Consider the following 14,442-nt stretch of genomic DNA (forward strand, 5'->3'; position numbering starts at 1 on the left):
ATAGATAACATAGAAAACGGTCTTGTATCGTTTTTCATCACACAAAGAATGGGAAAGGGCTTCGACAGAAGCTTTTCTTGTTTTATTCCCATCCGAACTAACGTACATAGCAGGTGAGAAGTAATGAACATTGCCATTGATGGACCAGCGGGAGCAGGCAAAAGCACTGTCGCCCAAAAAGTAGCGGGTCAACTGGAATACGTGTACATTGACACGGGTGCCATGTATCGTGCCCTGGCTTGGGCAGTCCACCATCATCAGCTCCCTATCAGCGATGAGTCTACAGTTTCCGAACTTTTGCAAAAAAACAAGGTTCAACTAGTTCGGGAAAACGGACAGCAACATGTATACTGGAATGAAATCGATGTCACGAGCTGGATACGTTCCACAGAAGTGAGCCAGTACGCTTCCATTGTAGCGAGCTACGGTTCTGTACGTGAACAATTGCTTGTGCTCCAGCGACGATTGGCGACGCAAGGCAATGTCGTCATGGACGGCAGAGATATCGGTACTCATGTTTTGCCAGACGCTGACGTGAAGATATTTCTGACGGCCTCCATTCAAGAGCGTGCAGAACGCCGCTGGAAGGAACTACTCGCAAAAGGTACCCAGACAGACTTGGCTGAGCTGGAAAAAGAAATCGAAGAGCGAGATCGACGGGACATGCAGAGAGAAGTCGCGCCGTTGCGTCAGGCGGAAGATGCCGTTTTGGTAGACACAACAGGAATGACCATTGATCAGGTGGTCGATCGCATCTTGCAAATCTGCGAGCGAACGGGAGAGTCAACCCATTGAGTTACTATCGTTTATTCAGAGGTTTTTTTCGCATCATTTTTTCGCTTGTCTTTCGTTGGCAAGTGATCGGGCGTGAACATATACCTAAGGAAGGCCCAGTGATCCTTTGTGCCAACCACATTTCTTTATGGGATCCACCTCTTCTCGGGAGTGGCATCGAACGTCAGGTTCTTTTCATGGCCAAAGAAGAGCTGTTCAAAATTCCGGTCTTATCCTTTCTCATTACCAAATTCGGTGCATTTCCGGTTAAACGGGGTGCAGGAGATCGTGCGGCCATTCGCACGACTCTCAAATTGCTGGAAGATGGAAAAATCTTTGGAATCTTTCCTGAGGGAACCCGCAGCAAAACAGGGGAACCAGGGGAAGCGATGCCAGGTGTGGCGATGTTTGCTCTCAAGTCAGAAGCTGCGGTCATTCCGGTAGCCATTATTGGGCCATATCGACCGTTTCGTTCCATCAAGATCGTTTACGGTAAACCGATCGATCTGACTCAACTGCGCGAGGCCAAATCAAGCGCTGATACGTTGAAGGAAACAAGCGATCTGATTATGGAGCACATCAAGCAATTACGAAACCAGCATCTCTCTTAGCAAACGGTATAGAATTGCTAAAGGGACGAATACTAAAACTGCTGGAACTTACTGGCTTCATCAGTACTAACTGCCAGCCATCAGGCGACAGTTAAAAATATACATGCTCCCGCTTCGTGTAGTGAGGTTGTACACAACCTGTACATAGACGTTTGGGACTGGATGGTATTAAGGAGGTCTTTTGAATGATGGAAGAAACGAACGTAAGCTTGACGGATGCAACGACCATTTCCGTAGGAGATGTGGTAAAGGCAACCGTAACAAAAGTTGAGGACAAACAAGCGCTTGTAGATCTAGGTTACAAGTACGATGGTCTGATTCCTATCAGCGAACTGTCTCCACTGCATGTTGAAAAGGTATCTGATGTAGTTGCGGTTGGTGATACTTTCGAAGTGAAAGTCATCAAGCTAAACGATGAGAAAGAAGAGCTCGTTGTTTCCAAGAAAGCAGTAGCAATGGAATCCTCTTGGTCTGATCTTGAGCAAAAAATGCAAGCGGGTGAAATCATTGAAGCGACTGTGAAAGAAGTAGTGAAGGGCGGCCTTGTTGTTGATGTAGGCGTTCGCGGCTTCATTCCAGCTTCCATGGTAGAGCGTCATTTTGTTGAAGATTTCTCCGACTACAAAGGCAAAACATTGGCTTTGAAAGTAGTAGAAATGGATAAGGAAAAGAACAAAGTCATCCTGTCCCACAAAGCGGTATTGGAAGACGAAGTAAAAGTGCAAAAGCAATCCATTATGGATAAAATCCAAGTGGGTCAAGTATTGGAAGGAACGGTTCAGCGCATGACCGATTTCGGCGTATTCGTGGATATCGGTGGTGTAGATGGATTGGTTCACGTATCTGAGCTTGCTTGGAACCGTGTAGATAAGCCGTCCGATGTCGTGAAAGAAGGCGACAAGGTAAAAGTGAAGGTCCTCAAAATTGACCGTGAAAACGAGCGCATTGGCCTTAGCATCAAGGAAACGCAAGCAGGTCCATGGGCGAGTGTTGCAGAAGATTTCAAAGCGGGCTCTATTTTGAATGGAACGGTAAAACGTCTGGTGTCCTTCGGTGCATTTATTGAGCTGGCACCTGGAATCGAAGGCCTCGTACACATCTCTCAGATTGCAAATCGTCGGGTGAATACACCTAGTGAGGTGTTGAAAGAGGGTCAAGAGGTACAGGTGAAGGTTTTGGATGTTGTTCCACAAGAACAACGCATTAGCCTCAGTATCCGTGCAGTAGAAGAAGACCGTGTGGAGCAGGCAGAACGTGCAAGCAAGCGTGAACAGCAACAATTCACGCAAGAAAACAACCAACCAATGGGCGTGACATTGGGTGAGTTGTTCGGTGATCTGAAAGACAAGTTCAAGTAAGATAAAAAGGAAGATTCATGGGGATACGCTCTGGCGTATCCCTTTTTTCTGAGAGCGAAAGTCTAGGAGGGGTACAATGGATCGTCGTTCGATTAGAAAATTGGACCATATTCGAAATGCTCTTATCACCGGGGAAAATGGTGCAAATAGTTTTGATGATGTCAGCTTCGTTCCGAACAGCTTGCCGAACGCAGCGCTTGCAGAAACCTCACTGGACACCAAGATCGCATCCTTGAGACTCCCCTCACCGATCATGATTAATGCGATGACGGGTGGAGCTAGTGGGACTACCCAGATCAATCAAAAACTGGCGATCATTGCGAGGGAACGAAATCTGGCGATGGCTGTTGGCTCACAAATGGCCGCTTTGCGTGATCCAGATGTTACGGATAGCTATCGGATTGTCAGGAGGGAACATCCACAGGGAATCTTATTTGCAAATGTGGGGGCAGAGGCGACTGTGGAGCAGGCAATAGCAGCGGTGGAGATGATGGAAGCGAACGGACTACAAATCCATCTGAATGTCATGCAAGAGCTGTTAATGCCAGAGGGGGATCGGGATTTTCGCGGCTATCTCGAGCGGATTCAGGCGATCAGGGAGAGTCTGGATGTGCCGGTTATCGTCAAAGAAGTCGGCTTTGGAATGGCAAAGGAATCAATCGAGAAGCTCATAGAAATCGGGATCAGAACAATCGATGTGGGTGGAAGAGGCGGAACAAATTTTGCTGAAGTCGAAAATATGCGAAACGATCAGCCAAATGCCATGTTCGAGGATTGGGGATTCACGACAGTGGAGAGCTTGCTGGAAGCGAATGCTGTCGGTCATCCTGGAATGTCATACATAGCAACAGGTGGAATTCGTCATGGACTTGATGTAGTCAAAGCCGCTACTTTAGGTGCGTCCGCTGTCGGGATGGCAGGGGCAATGCTACGTCTGGTTCAACGCGAATCCCTGGAAGATTGCTTGTCTACCGTCGACAGATGGCATCATCAAATTCGTGTAGCGATGACGGCACTAGGACTAAAGGGTCTGGCTGACGCTGTTTGTACTCCTGTTATGATCACGGGAAAAACAGCAGAGAGAGCGAGACTTCGTCATGTGCAATTAGAGAGACTGGCGCAACGTTAGGTAGTGGACGAGCATTCGATTCATGAAATTTCCTTGGTTGAGGCATACTTTTGGGGAGACGACCATCATTTTGAGGAGATGAACATGAACGAGGGAACCGTTGCGATCCTTATCCAGTGGTCTTTGCTGTGTCTTGTCTGGATGGGAAGCTTTGACTTGCAGCTGCGAAACATGAAGATGGAACGCAGACGAGTGCTCACAGTGATCAGCGCATTTTTAATTTGTACGTTTGTTAGCTGGAAAATCTATTTTGCCCCTATTCAAGTTAGTCTAAGTGGGACTGTATTGCCACTGATCGCAAGCATTGTCCTTTACACCAAGCTCATGTCTAAAATACGCAGATTGTACTTGCTGAGTGCGCTGGCAACGGCCCTTTTGCTATTTTGGTTGCGCTGGCTGTTTTTTACCGATCCGATCTTGCTGTTCTGGGATGAGCGGATCATCGTACCTGCTGTTGGAGTCAGTACCATTTTTTTGATGAGCAGAACACATCTGGGACAGTTGTTTCAGCTGATGCTCTCCTTGCCTCTCGCAGATGCGATACATTCGCTATATTTTTGGAAATTGTCGGGTTCTTGCCAGTGGGGATCCGAGTATGCGCAAGATTTGCTGTGGAGTAGCCTATCTCTATGGGTTCTCGTCAGCATAGTCTGGTCTGCGATTCGTCGTATCCTTGGTAGAACAGAAACAGAGTCTTCCCATTCCGATACGGGTAGGTGACGCTAGGGTGTTGAAGGGATTGCTAGCATATGATTATGTGTTTCCGTTAGTTCTGGGTTTCCTATTCGGCATTTTGTGCCGGATTCATCTTTTGCGAACAGATTATCGACAATATCCAACCTATCCCCACGGAAAAATTATTCACGTTTCACTTGGGGTGATCGCATCCGCGCTCGGAGCGTTAGCGATTCCTGCTCTGCTCAAGGAGAATTACACGGCAGTCACATTTTTGACGTTGGCTGCTCAACAATTCCGTGATGTCAGGAACATGGAACGCAATACGCTTAATGAGATCGATAAACTGGAGCTGGTGCCCCGTGGTGGCCCCTATATCGAAGGAATTGCAATGGTGTTTGAAGGGCGCAATTACATGGTCATGTTTACCTCTTTGGTGACAACGACGGCTACCATTCTCTTTCATTGGTGGGGAGGTGTCATTGCAGGTGTCATCGCCTTGTTGATTTCTCGCAAGCTGCGCTCTGGGAAAACTCTATCGCTGATTGCAGAGATCGAGCCGGGGGAAGTGAGAATGGAAGGAAGAGACTTGTATGTGAACGACATTTACATCATGAACGTCGGGTTGGCAGATGCTCAAGAGATCATACGTGAGCATGGCGTTGGTTTTATTCTGACACCGCGGGATGCCAATGCCAAGGTCACGCTTGCCCACCCTGGACAGCGACAAGCGATTTTGCACGATGCCGCAACGCAACTCGGCGTATATACCGATACGGGAGAGCCTTCGCTGACACCCTTGGTAAAACGTGATATAAAGTCGGGGAGAATGGGTGTATTTTTATTGCCGCAAGAAAAAGATGTGGAACGTGCAACGTCCGTCATTCGTGCAGTCCCGATTCTCGAAAGCGTCTTCCGAATGCCAACGAAGACTAGAATGGTGAAAAAGGAGCTGTAGGCCATGACAGGAGTCATCTTGGCGGTGATTACGACGAACAAAGACAGGGTAGCGGGTGGTGTGCCGATTTTTATCGAGTCTACTACGGAGCTTATGCAACAAACAGCTTTCACGCTGGAAAAGATACTAGACGGGATGGTGCATGAAGTGAGCGCCGATACCCTAATCATTGTTCGGCATAAGTAGTGTATGGTATGATTAGCTAGTCAAAACGTAAATGAGAGAGAGTGTTGTTGATTATGGGATTACCAGTGGTAGCCATTGTGGGGAGACCCAACGTGGGGAAATCCACGATTTTTAACAGATTGATTGGCGAACGAGTCGCGATCGTGGAGGATATGCCGGGAGTAACCCGTGACCGCCTGTACGGGAAAGGTGAATGGTTAACTCATACTTTCCATGTGATTGATACCGGTGGAATTGAGTTTGGCGAGACCGACGAGATTCTTACACAAATGCGTTACCAGGCAGAGCTTGCGATTGACGAAGCAGATGTCATCATTATGATTGCAGATAGCCGTACAGGTGTGACAGATGCGGACGTTGAACTGTCACGGATGCTAAATCGGACGGGAAAACCTGTCGTACTCGCAGTGAACAAAGCGGATAATCCGGAAATGCGCGCGGATATTTACGATTTTTATTCCCTGGGCTTAGGCGAACCATTCCCTGTCTCGGGTAGCCATGGTCTTGGTTTGGGCGATATGCTGGAAGACGTGGTTCAGCATTTCCCAGCAGAGGATGACGAAGAGAAGAGAGACGATGTTATTCGTGTATCCATCATCGGTCGTCCAAACGTCGGGAAGTCTTCCTTGACGAATGCGATTCTCGGTGAAGAGCGAGTCATTGTCAGTGAGGTTGCTGGAACGACCCGTGATGCGATCGACACGCCATTTGAGCGTGATGACCAAAGCTACATTCTTGTAGACACGGCAGGTATGCGCAAGCGTGGAAAAGTGTATGAAACAACGGAAAAATACAGTGTAATGCGTGCGATGCGTTCCATCGAGGATTCCGATGTCGTTCTTGTTGTCATTAACGGGGAAGAGGGCATTATCGAGCAAGACAAGAAAATCGCAGGTTATGCACATGAGGCTGGCCGTGGTGTCATTATTATCGTGAACAAATGGGACGCGATTGAAAAAGACGACAAAACGATGCAACGCTTCACAGAATTGATTCGCGAAGAGTTTAAATACCTGGATTATGCTCCGATCCTGTATGTGTCTGCAAAATCGAAGCAACGTGTCCATACGATTCTACCGAAGGTCAATGAAGTAGCTCAAGCACATGCGATGCGCATTCCTACCGCGGTTCTCAATGATTTGGTAACAGATGCGACGATCCGTACGCCTCCACCATCTGATCGCGGCAAACGCTTGAAGATCAACTATGCGACACAAGCAACGGTGAAACCGCCGACGTTCATTCTGTTTGTGAACGATCCGGAACTCATGCACTTCTCCTATGAACGTTACATAGAGAATAAGATCCGTGAAGCATTTGTGTTTGAAGGCACACCAGTTAGAATCTGGACACGGAAAAAAACGTAGGGAGAGAAAAACGCCATGGTGTTATTATCCTGGGTGCTTAGCTATTTAATCGGTTCTATTAGCTTTAGCTATCTTATCGCCAAAAAAGTCGCAGGAATTGACATTCGTTCTCATGGCAGCGGAAATGCCGGTGCAACCAATACCCTCAGGGTGTTAGGAAAAGGGCCCGGCATTGCCGTTCTCCTTCTTGATGCATTAAAAGGAATAGCTGCAATGGGACTGACTCACCTGATGACGGGGGATCCGGCAGCATACGCAGTGGCAGGATTGTTTGTTATCGCGGGTCACAATTGGCCAATCTTTTTTGGATTTCGCGGAGGGAAAGGCATTGCGACCACGCTAGGTGTCGTATTAGGGTTTTCTCCCTTGGCATTTTTGATTGCTGCCGTGATGGCTGTCGCAGTCATTGCGATCACTCGCTTTGTTTCATTAGGGTCATTGGTTATCGTAACGGTTATTCCATTTACCCTTTACTTGTTGGACAAACCTATTTCCTTTATTTGGGCGAGCTTGGCGATCGCAATCTTTGCTTACATTCGTCATTATAATAATATCCGCAATCTTCTTTCAGGTAACGAGCGAAAACTAGGAGACAAGTCCAACCGGAAGCTGGGATAATGTACGAACGGACATGAGAAAAGTGGAGGGGGACGTATTGATTCAAAATGTTACGGTGATTGGTGCCGGAAGCTGGGGAACGGCACTTGCTACAGTCTTGGCGGACAACGGTCATCAGGTCACGCTTTGGGTACGGGATACCAGGCTGGCAGAGGAAATAAACAGCAAGCATGTGAATGAGAAATACCTGCCGGGAGAAAAGCTTTCAGCTAACATAGTGGCGACGACCAACATTCAAGAGGCTGTAGAAGGGAAGCGCATTGTTCTTCTCGTTGTTCCTTCCCATGCCATGCGCCAAATTTGTCAGCAAGTGGCTCCGCACCTGGAACCGGATGTCCTTTTGATTCATGCGACAAAAGGCTTTGAATTGCAAAGCTTGAAGCGAATGTCAGAAGTCATTACGGAAGAGGTGCCGAAAGAGATTGCGTCCAGATTGGCAGTGTTGTCAGGACCAAGCCATGCCGAGGAAGTAGTCAAACGGCAACCAACGACAGTTGTGATGGCGTCTGAATCGGAAGAAAGCATGCTGCGTTCTCAGGATTTGCTAATGAATACGAATTTTCGTGTGTATACCAACCCGGACCTGATTGGCGCTGAGATCGCTGGAGCGTTGAAGAACATCATTGCACTTGGTGCAGGGATGTCGGATGGTTTAGGGTATGGAGATAACGCGAAGGCAGCCCTGTTAACCCGTGGTTTGGCGGAAATTAGCCGTCTGGGCATCAAGCTCGGTGCTAAACCGCTTACGTTTTCAGGTTTGGCTGGTGTTGGCGATTTGATTGCCACATGTACGAGTAAACACAGCCGAAACTGGCGTGCAGGCTATATGCTCGGACAAGGAAAAAAACTCGATGACGTACTGACACAGATGGGGATGGTTGTCGAAGGCGTTCGCACGACAAATGCAGCCTTTTCCTTATCGCAACGCGAGCAGGTTGAAATGCCAATCACCACGGTTCTGTATGGCATGCTGTTTGAAGGAAAAGAAGCTCGTCAAGGTGTGGAAGAACTGATGGGGCGCGGAAAAACCTTTGAAATGGCGTACCTCAATCCCGATGCCGAATAAGTCATGAATGAAGTATCACCGATTTAGGCTTCTGCACATACCATAGGGTGAAAGCCCATGTGCAGGAGGAGATTTCACATGAATAATATATCGAAACGACTTTTTGAGCGCTTGCAAGGGAAAGCAACGGAAAATGTCGATGAAGAAAAGCTTCGCTCACTAGCCGGTCAGGTCAAGCGCAGTGATTTTGAAGACGAGACCAAGCTGCGTCAAATCATTCGCACGCTCGCTACCCTTAGTGGCAAGCAATTAACTCCTGAAAAGGAAGATAAGGTCATTGAGATGTTTCGCAATCAGGAAATCAATCTGGGTGACATGTCGACCTTGACCAAGCTGCTCAAATAAGAGAAATGGGCGATTATGCCCGTTACCTGCAACAAAAACCGTCATACAGTAAGACTAGGAACAATCATGGCTCTACAGGGACATGGCTGACCTACAGATTGCAAGAAAAAAAGAGGGATCTTATCCCTCTTTTTTTCGTTCCTTGGTGTTGCCGCTTACCTGTGTAATCAGGTTCTGGACCAAAGGGGATTGCAGGAGCCCCAGTAATTGCCCGATATCTATATTGGCCAAAAGGTTGCCTAAGCCTGATTCCTGCGGGGGTGTTGTTTCTGCAGCCTTTTGTGGCTCTGGAGCAGCTTTGCGTTTGCCAGCAGTAGCAGGCTTTTCGGCAACAACTTCAGGCTCAGGTGTGCGTTTTCCGAGGTTCTCAATCATCTCCATCGCCCCGTACAACGAATCCATCGTGTCTTCTACCTGCCGAATCGTGCTACCGATCCCTTTGATATTATGGCGCATTTTCGAAACAGAGGTGCGCAAATCAACCGCGGGCAGAATTTTTTTCGGTGAAATAGAAAGGGAGACATTTTCGACTTGGTCGCTTAATTTTTTGCTGGGTATCGGCGCGTATGGATTCCGCCATTTTCGATTACTTACTTTATTACTCAACGTTTCATCCCTCCAATGGGCGAATTCATCAGGATAGTCTATGCGAATGTCTAGTATTAGGTTCGCAAGCGTCAGACGATGAGGGGGAAATATGGTATAATAAAGCAAAAAATGCAAAGGATGCTGCAGTCCCGATGTATATTGATCCTATGACAAAGATGAACATTTCCTTAATCGCCATTGGGCTCATGTTCGTCTGCAATTTACTTATGATCTTTGCCAGGAAAATAACCAATGGGTTCTTGCGGTTCCTTGTAAAGACAATCGCATTCTTACTATTACTCGTCGTGCTTGTCATGATTTTGATTGTGATTTTTGTCTAGGGAGGATAAACGATGTCAACAATCACACTACTTACTCGTGCAGGCAGTCACGAAGTCTCAATCGAGTTGAATCAATCCATTGTTGATCTTGCGAAAAAGAACAACATTGTGTGGGGCCATGCATGCCAAAGAGGGGTATGTGCACAATGCCGTACACATGTTTTGGAAGGGGCAGAGTACTTAAACGAAGTGACACCAGAAGAAAAACTGCGATTGCGAAAGGCTGAACGAGCAGACGGCTACAGATTAGGCTGCCAGACGAAGGTTGTTTCATCAGGAACAGTCAAGGTAGCTCATCGGCCGTACTAGTAAAGGAAGTGACGGAATGGGGAAAGTAACCTTTCTCCCGAGCAAGAAGAGTGTGAAGGCGCGGACAGGGCAAACCTTGGTTGGTGTAGCTTCGTCAGCTCGCGTCGTCATCCCGCAGAGATGCGGAGGACACGCATCTTGTCTGATGTGCCGCGTGGTCGTTGAGAATGGCCTGCTGTGCCCGCCAACGGCATTGGAAAAGCGAAAGCTGCCTGAGAAGGATCTGGCGAATGGGATTCGTTTGGCCTGTCAGGCAAAAACGACAGAAAAGGATTGTACGGTCAGAATTCCAGAAAGCAAGCTGAAATCAGTGGTAGCAGCTGCACTCGAGCGACAACGCAAAGAAAATGAAGATGGAATGTAAGAGGTGTATACATAAGATGTGGCAATCGTGGCGAAAATCGTTCAAGCTTGTGATCAGTTTGACGATTCTGACTACCCTTTTATCTGGATGCTTGTATCCGGATGAGCGCAGAGCAGAGAATCAAATTCCTAGTACCTTTTTTGTAGATGCAACGCAAAAAGCGGTTGAGCAATTCCAGAAAGATACAGCAGTGTTGCCAATCGAAACGAAATCCCTTGATACTCCTATTTTTGAAAAATACGAGATTGATTTCCGCAAGATGATTCCGAAATACATGCCAGATGTACCAGGGAATGCATTTGAAAAAGGCGGCGTATACAAGTATGTACTGATTGATGTGGAAACAAAACCCACAGTGAAGCTCATTCATTTGACCGCTGTTAGCACAGTGGGGGATGTACAAAGCGAAGTAGACCGTTACAAGAATCATTTCGAAAAGCTGCCTATACTCGCTGACTTGGGGAATGGATACTATTCCATTGATCATGACCGGCTAGGTTTAAAAGCGTGGCAAGTACCGTCAACAATGGGGACTTACTTATTGCCACTGATCATGAACGCTGAAGGACAAGTTGGAATTGATTACGCTGCGGATATCGCGCAATTGCTTCGGGATACAAAAGTAACCGTGCCGGAAAAAACAGACCCGAGGTACGTTCTGGCGCGCAATTCCATGTTCGTACCCGCGAAATCATTTCCATATGAAATGGTCGATGGTGATCCGAAGCTTCTCAAATTAAATTAACTTCCTGAAAAACGACTCGCATCAGGGTCGTTTTTTTTTGTTCTAGTTAACGCAAAAATACATATATTTGTACTGTCCACAAAACTAGTACGAGATTCCCTACGAAAATACTGGCGGTCAGGGATAATTCGGAAAATCGGTCATAGTGTAAAAATAGACAAATAGAAGGAGGTCATCGATGGTGGAACGAGTCGACATCTTTAAAGACATTGCCGAGCGGACGGGCGGAGACATCTACCTCGGAGTGGTAGGCCCTGTTCGTACGGGAAAGTCGACCTTTATCAAGCGGTTTATGGAGCAAGTTGTCATCCCGAATATCAACTCTGAAGCGGAGCGGATACGAGCGACAGATGAGTTGCCGCAGAGCGCTTCAGGACGAACAATCATGACAACAGAACCCAAATTTGTTCCGAATCAGGCCGTTAACGTACATGTGACAGAAGGACTCAGCATCAATGTCCGCCTCGTTGACTGCGTTGGCTATACGGTAGAAGGGGCAAAGGGCTTTGAAGACGATAATGGCCCAAGAATGGTAAATACACCTTGGTATGAAGAGCCTGTACCATTTGAGGAAGCGGCCGAGGTCGGAACACGCAAGGTTATCCAGGAACACTCGACCATCGGGATTGTAGTGACAACGGATGGCAGCATCGCGGAAATACCGCGTGTAGGATACATCGATGCAGAGGAGCGGGTTGTAAACGAGCTGAAGGAAGTCGGAAAACCGTTTGTGATCGTTGTGAACTCGACGCGTCCGCGCTCTGATGAAGCACAAAACCTTCGGGTACAACTCCAAGAAAAATACGATGTACCAGTCGTTGCCTTGTCGGTTGATCATATGACCGAGCAGGAAATCTTGCTCCTCATGAGAGAAGTCTTGTTCGAATTCCCAGTTCATGAAGTAAATGTCAATCTGCCGAGCTGGGTAATGGTACTGGAAAACGGGCACTGGCTGCGTCAGAACTACGAGGAAGCTGTACGTGAGACCGTGCAGGACATCCGCCGGTTACGCGATGTGGACCGTGTCGTCGGCTTCTTCAATGACTATGACTTCGTAGAGAGAGCCTCTCTTGCTGGAATGCACATGGGGCAAGGGATCGCAGAGATTGACCTCTACGCGCCAGATGAACTGTATGACCGCATCTTGATGGAAATTGTCGGAGTAGAGATAAATGGCAAAGATCATTTGCTGAAAATTATGCAGGAGTTCGCACATGCCAAGCGCGAGTTTGATCAGGTAGCAGAAGCATTGCACATGGTCCGAAGTACGGGCTACGGTATAGCAGCCCCGTCGTTGCATGAAATGACCTTGGACGAACCTGAACTAATCCGCCAGGGACCGCGCTTTGGTGTCAGACTTAAAGCAACAGCGCCATCTATTCACATGATTCGGGTGGATGTCGAGTCTGAATTTGCTCCAATTATCGGTACAGAGAAGCAGAGTGAAGAGCTTGTCCGCTATCTGATGCAAGACTTTGACAAAGACCCGCTTTCCATCTGGAACTCCGATATTTTTGGACGCTCTCTCCATTCCATCGTAAGAGAGGGTATTCAGGCGAAAATTACCATGATGCCAGACAACGCCAGATACAAATTACAGGAGACATTGGGTCGAATCATCAACGAGGGATCGGGTGGCCTGATAGCGATCATACTCTAATAAATAGTTCCAAAGTCCTATAAACAACAAATAGAGGGAAGGCATCTGACATGACGAGATGCCTTTTTTTCTTGTATTTCGTTCAATTTCGACAGGAGGGGCTTGAATTTAAGAAATCGGTGTATTACTATAAGCTTGTCAGATCGGTAAAAACAACCATTCGTGTATAAAACGCTTCGTTTCGGTTAAGAAAAATAATAGCTAGGACTTGGTGTTCTTTGAGGGGAGGTGAATATAATGAACAAAACAGAACTGATTGCAAAAGTGGCTGAAACCACAGAACTCACCAAGAAAGATGCAACAAAAGCAGTTGATGCAGTTCTTGACGCAATTGCAGATGCATTGAAAACTGGTGATAAAGTCCAACTGATCGGCTTTGGTAACTTCGAAGTTCGTGAACGTGCGGCTCGTAAAGGTCGTAACCCACAAACTGGTGAAGAGATCGAAATCGCTTCCAGCAAAGTACCTGCGTTTAAACCAGGTAAACAACTCAAAGACTCCATCAAGTAGTTGTTTCTTTTGAGAACGAAGCACTTACATAAAAAAATCCACATTGAAAAATGTGGATTTTTTTCTATCTACATACAGTTTGCCTATGAGAATTCTGGGATATCTTTTTGTCTTTTTTTAAACGATATGGTAAGATTGGCTTTGATCGCGAGCAGGCACTAAGTCTGGCACTGATTTGGAGCAGGCAGACCTTAGTGATGAGAAACAAGGCGTATGCCGTTACGTAGGAGGTACAATGATGAACGTCGACTTAGATAAAATACAGCAAGCTGTTCGCATGATCCTAGAGGCAGTGGGGGATGATCCTGATCGTGAGGGAGTGCTGGATACCCCTAAGCGAGTTGCGAAAATGTACGCCGAAGTATTTGAGGGCATGCATATAGACGAAGAGCAGTATTTCGAGACTGTCTTTAGCGAAGATCATGAGGAAATGGTGTTAGTAAAGGACATTCCGTTTTACTCTATGTGTGAGCATCACTTGGTTCCCTTCTTCGGAAAAGCGCATGTCGCTTACGTACCACGTGGAGGCCGAGTAGTAGGACTGAGCAAGCTCGCGCGTGCCGTCGATACCGTGGCGAAACGTCCGCAGTTGCAGGAAAGAATTACAGCGACAGTGGCTGATTCGATTATGCGCAAGCTGGATCCGCACGGCGTAGTTGTGGTAGTAGAGGCAGAGCATATGTGCATGACAATGCGTGGCGTGAAAAAGCCAGGCTCAAAAACGATCACCTCTGCTGTTCGCGGTATGTTTGAGAAAGATGCGGCTGCGCGTGCAGAAGTCATTAGTTTGATGCGCTAATCAGAATGCAAAAATAAGGAAATTATATTGACTTTATAG

19 protein-coding genes are annotated in these 14,442 nt (G+C 47.2%); 18 read left to right on the plus strand and 1 reads right to left on the minus strand.

Features of this window, described 5'->3' with window-relative positions; translation table 11 throughout:
- Positions 1 to 123: 123 nt before the first annotated feature.
- From cmk to HPY31_RS01890, 11 genes are all read left to right on the plus strand, one after another.
- Complete coding sequence (cmk, locus tag HPY31_RS01840; protein WP_172137943.1) at positions 124 to 795, plus strand: (d)CMP kinase; 672 nt, start codon at positions 124 to 126, stop codon at positions 793 to 795.
- Positions 792 to 1,385: a lysophospholipid acyltransferase family protein gene (locus tag HPY31_RS01845; protein ID WP_087348367.1), complete on the plus strand. Its 594-nt coding sequence runs from the start codon at positions 792 to 794 to the stop codon at positions 1,383 to 1,385. The genes cmk and HPY31_RS01845 overlap by 4 nt, the downstream gene beginning before the upstream one ends.
- Before the next feature lie 185 nt (positions 1,386 to 1,570).
- Complete coding sequence (gene rpsA, locus HPY31_RS01850) at positions 1,571 to 2,743, plus strand: 30S ribosomal protein S1 (protein ID WP_016740007.1); 1,173 nt, start codon at positions 1,571 to 1,573, stop codon at positions 2,741 to 2,743.
- 76 nt (positions 2,744 to 2,819) lie between these two features.
- Positions 2,820 to 3,872 (plus strand): type 2 isopentenyl-diphosphate Delta-isomerase, encoded by a 1,053-nt coding sequence (gene fni, locus HPY31_RS01855; RefSeq protein ID WP_172137945.1) that lies wholly within the window; start codon positions 2,820 to 2,822, stop codon positions 3,870 to 3,872.
- A gap of 84 nt (positions 3,873 to 3,956) precedes the next feature.
- The gene (locus HPY31_RS01860) at positions 3,957 to 4,592 is read left to right on the plus strand and encodes a YphA family membrane protein (RefSeq protein WP_172137947.1); all 636 of its coding nucleotides are present in this window, start codon (positions 3,957 to 3,959) and stop codon (positions 4,590 to 4,592) included.
- A 7-nt stretch (positions 4,593 to 4,599) separates the two neighbouring features.
- Positions 4,600 to 5,505, plus strand: a complete 906-nt coding sequence (locus HPY31_RS01865; RefSeq protein ID WP_016740010.1) for a YIEGIA family protein — start codon at positions 4,600 to 4,602, stop codon at positions 5,503 to 5,505.
- A 3-nt stretch (positions 5,506 to 5,508) separates the two neighbouring features.
- The gene (locus HPY31_RS01870; protein ID WP_172137949.1) at positions 5,509 to 5,691 is read left to right on the plus strand and encodes a capping complex subunit for YIEGIA; all 183 of its coding nucleotides are present in this window, start codon (positions 5,509 to 5,511) and stop codon (positions 5,689 to 5,691) included.
- A gap of 53 nt (positions 5,692 to 5,744) precedes the next feature.
- Positions 5,745 to 7,058 (plus strand): ribosome biogenesis GTPase Der, encoded by a 1,314-nt coding sequence (gene der, locus HPY31_RS01875; RefSeq protein ID WP_172138898.1) that lies wholly within the window; start codon positions 5,745 to 5,747, stop codon positions 7,056 to 7,058.
- A 15-nt stretch (positions 7,059 to 7,073) separates the two neighbouring features.
- Positions 7,074 to 7,676: a glycerol-3-phosphate 1-O-acyltransferase PlsY gene (plsY, locus tag HPY31_RS01880; RefSeq protein WP_016740013.1), complete on the plus strand. Its 603-nt coding sequence runs from the start codon at positions 7,074 to 7,076 to the stop codon at positions 7,674 to 7,676.
- Positions 7,677 to 7,689: 13 nt separating this feature from the next.
- Entirely contained in the window at positions 7,690 to 8,742 is a 1,053-nt protein-coding gene (locus HPY31_RS01885; protein WP_216675402.1) for an NAD(P)H-dependent glycerol-3-phosphate dehydrogenase, read from the plus strand.
- Positions 8,743 to 8,820: 78 nt separating this feature from the next.
- Complete coding sequence (locus tag HPY31_RS01890) at positions 8,821 to 9,087, plus strand: stage VI sporulation protein F (protein WP_172137951.1); 267 nt, start codon at positions 8,821 to 8,823, stop codon at positions 9,085 to 9,087.
- Between the two features lie 120 nt (positions 9,088 to 9,207).
- On the opposite strand, the gene HPY31_RS01895 is transcribed toward HPY31_RS01890, so the two are convergent.
- The gene (locus HPY31_RS01895; protein ID WP_172137953.1) at positions 9,208 to 9,693 is read right to left on the minus strand and encodes a hypothetical protein; all 486 of its coding nucleotides are present in this window, start codon (positions 9,691 to 9,693) and stop codon (positions 9,208 to 9,210) included.
- A 134-nt stretch (positions 9,694 to 9,827) separates the two neighbouring features.
- On the opposite strand from HPY31_RS01895, the gene HPY31_RS01900 reads away from it, so the two are divergent.
- From HPY31_RS01900 to folE, 7 genes are all read left to right on the plus strand, one after another.
- Positions 9,828 to 10,016, plus strand: coding sequence for a DUF2768 family protein (locus tag HPY31_RS01900; protein ID WP_012686139.1), 189 nt, complete (start codon positions 9,828 to 9,830; stop codon positions 10,014 to 10,016).
- Positions 10,017 to 10,028: 12 nt separating this feature from the next.
- Positions 10,029 to 10,325, plus strand: a complete 297-nt coding sequence (locus tag HPY31_RS01905) for a 2Fe-2S iron-sulfur cluster-binding protein (RefSeq protein WP_172137955.1) — start codon at positions 10,029 to 10,031, stop codon at positions 10,323 to 10,325.
- A 16-nt stretch (positions 10,326 to 10,341) separates the two neighbouring features.
- Positions 10,342 to 10,689, plus strand: a complete 348-nt coding sequence (locus HPY31_RS01910) for a 2Fe-2S iron-sulfur cluster-binding protein (RefSeq protein ID WP_012686141.1) — start codon at positions 10,342 to 10,344, stop codon at positions 10,687 to 10,689.
- Positions 10,690 to 10,705: 16 nt separating this feature from the next.
- On the plus strand, positions 10,706 to 11,434 hold the full coding sequence (locus HPY31_RS01915) for a hypothetical protein (RefSeq protein WP_016740017.1): 729 nt from the start codon (positions 10,706 to 10,708) through the stop codon (positions 11,432 to 11,434).
- A 181-nt stretch (positions 11,435 to 11,615) separates the two neighbouring features.
- Complete coding sequence (spoIVA, locus tag HPY31_RS01920) at positions 11,616 to 13,094, plus strand: stage IV sporulation protein A (protein ID WP_026133991.1); 1,479 nt, start codon at positions 11,616 to 11,618, stop codon at positions 13,092 to 13,094.
- A 237-nt stretch (positions 13,095 to 13,331) separates the two neighbouring features.
- Entirely contained in the window at positions 13,332 to 13,604 is a 273-nt protein-coding gene (locus tag HPY31_RS01925) for an HU family DNA-binding protein (RefSeq protein ID WP_005831316.1), read from the plus strand.
- A gap of 235 nt (positions 13,605 to 13,839) precedes the next feature.
- Entirely contained in the window at positions 13,840 to 14,403 is a 564-nt protein-coding gene (gene folE / locus HPY31_RS01930) for a GTP cyclohydrolase I FolE (protein ID WP_012686144.1), read from the plus strand.
- Positions 14,404 to 14,442 lie beyond the last annotated feature (39 nt).

It is taken from the genome of Brevibacillus sp. HB1.3, from assembly GCF_013186635.1.
GTDB classification, from domain to species: domain Bacteria; phylum Bacillota; class Bacilli; order Brevibacillales; family Brevibacillaceae; genus Brevibacillus; species Brevibacillus brevis_D.

Coding starts and splice junctions, on each gene's coding strand:
- HPY31_RS01925 (WP_005831316.1), top strand. CDS start 13,332: ATGAACAAAACAGAACTGATTGCAAAAGTGGCTGAAACCACAGAACTC.
- HPY31_RS01905 (WP_172137955.1), top strand. CDS start 10,029: ATGTCAACAATCACACTACTTACTCGTGCAGGCAGTCACGAAGTCTCA.
- HPY31_RS01915 (WP_016740017.1), top strand. CDS start 10,706: ATGTGGCAATCGTGGCGAAAATCGTTCAAGCTTGTGATCAGTTTGACG.
- cmk (WP_172137943.1), top strand. CDS start 124: ATGAACATTGCCATTGATGGACCAGCGGGAGCAGGCAAAAGCACTGTC.
- HPY31_RS01890 (WP_172137951.1), top strand. CDS start 8,821: ATGAATAATATATCGAAACGACTTTTTGAGCGCTTGCAAGGGAAAGCA.
- HPY31_RS01870 (WP_172137949.1), top strand. CDS start 5,509: ATGACAGGAGTCATCTTGGCGGTGATTACGACGAACAAAGACAGGGTA.
- rpsA (WP_016740007.1), top strand. CDS start 1,571: ATGATGGAAGAAACGAACGTAAGCTTGACGGATGCAACGACCATTTCC.
- HPY31_RS01910 (WP_012686141.1), top strand. CDS start 10,342: ATGGGGAAAGTAACCTTTCTCCCGAGCAAGAAGAGTGTGAAGGCGCGG.
- HPY31_RS01900 (WP_012686139.1), top strand. CDS start 9,828: ATGTATATTGATCCTATGACAAAGATGAACATTTCCTTAATCGCCATT.
- plsY (WP_016740013.1), top strand. CDS start 7,074: ATGGTGTTATTATCCTGGGTGCTTAGCTATTTAATCGGTTCTATTAGC.
- fni (WP_172137945.1), top strand. CDS start 2,820: ATGGATCGTCGTTCGATTAGAAAATTGGACCATATTCGAAATGCTCTT.
- folE (WP_012686144.1), top strand. CDS start 13,840: ATGATGAACGTCGACTTAGATAAAATACAGCAAGCTGTTCGCATGATC.
- HPY31_RS01860 (WP_172137947.1), top strand. CDS start 3,957: ATGAACGAGGGAACCGTTGCGATCCTTATCCAGTGGTCTTTGCTGTGT.
- der (WP_172138898.1), top strand. CDS start 5,745: ATGGGATTACCAGTGGTAGCCATTGTGGGGAGACCCAACGTGGGGAAA.
- HPY31_RS01885 (WP_216675402.1), top strand. CDS start 7,690: ATGAGAAAAGTGGAGGGGGACGTATTGATTCAAAATGTTACGGTGATT.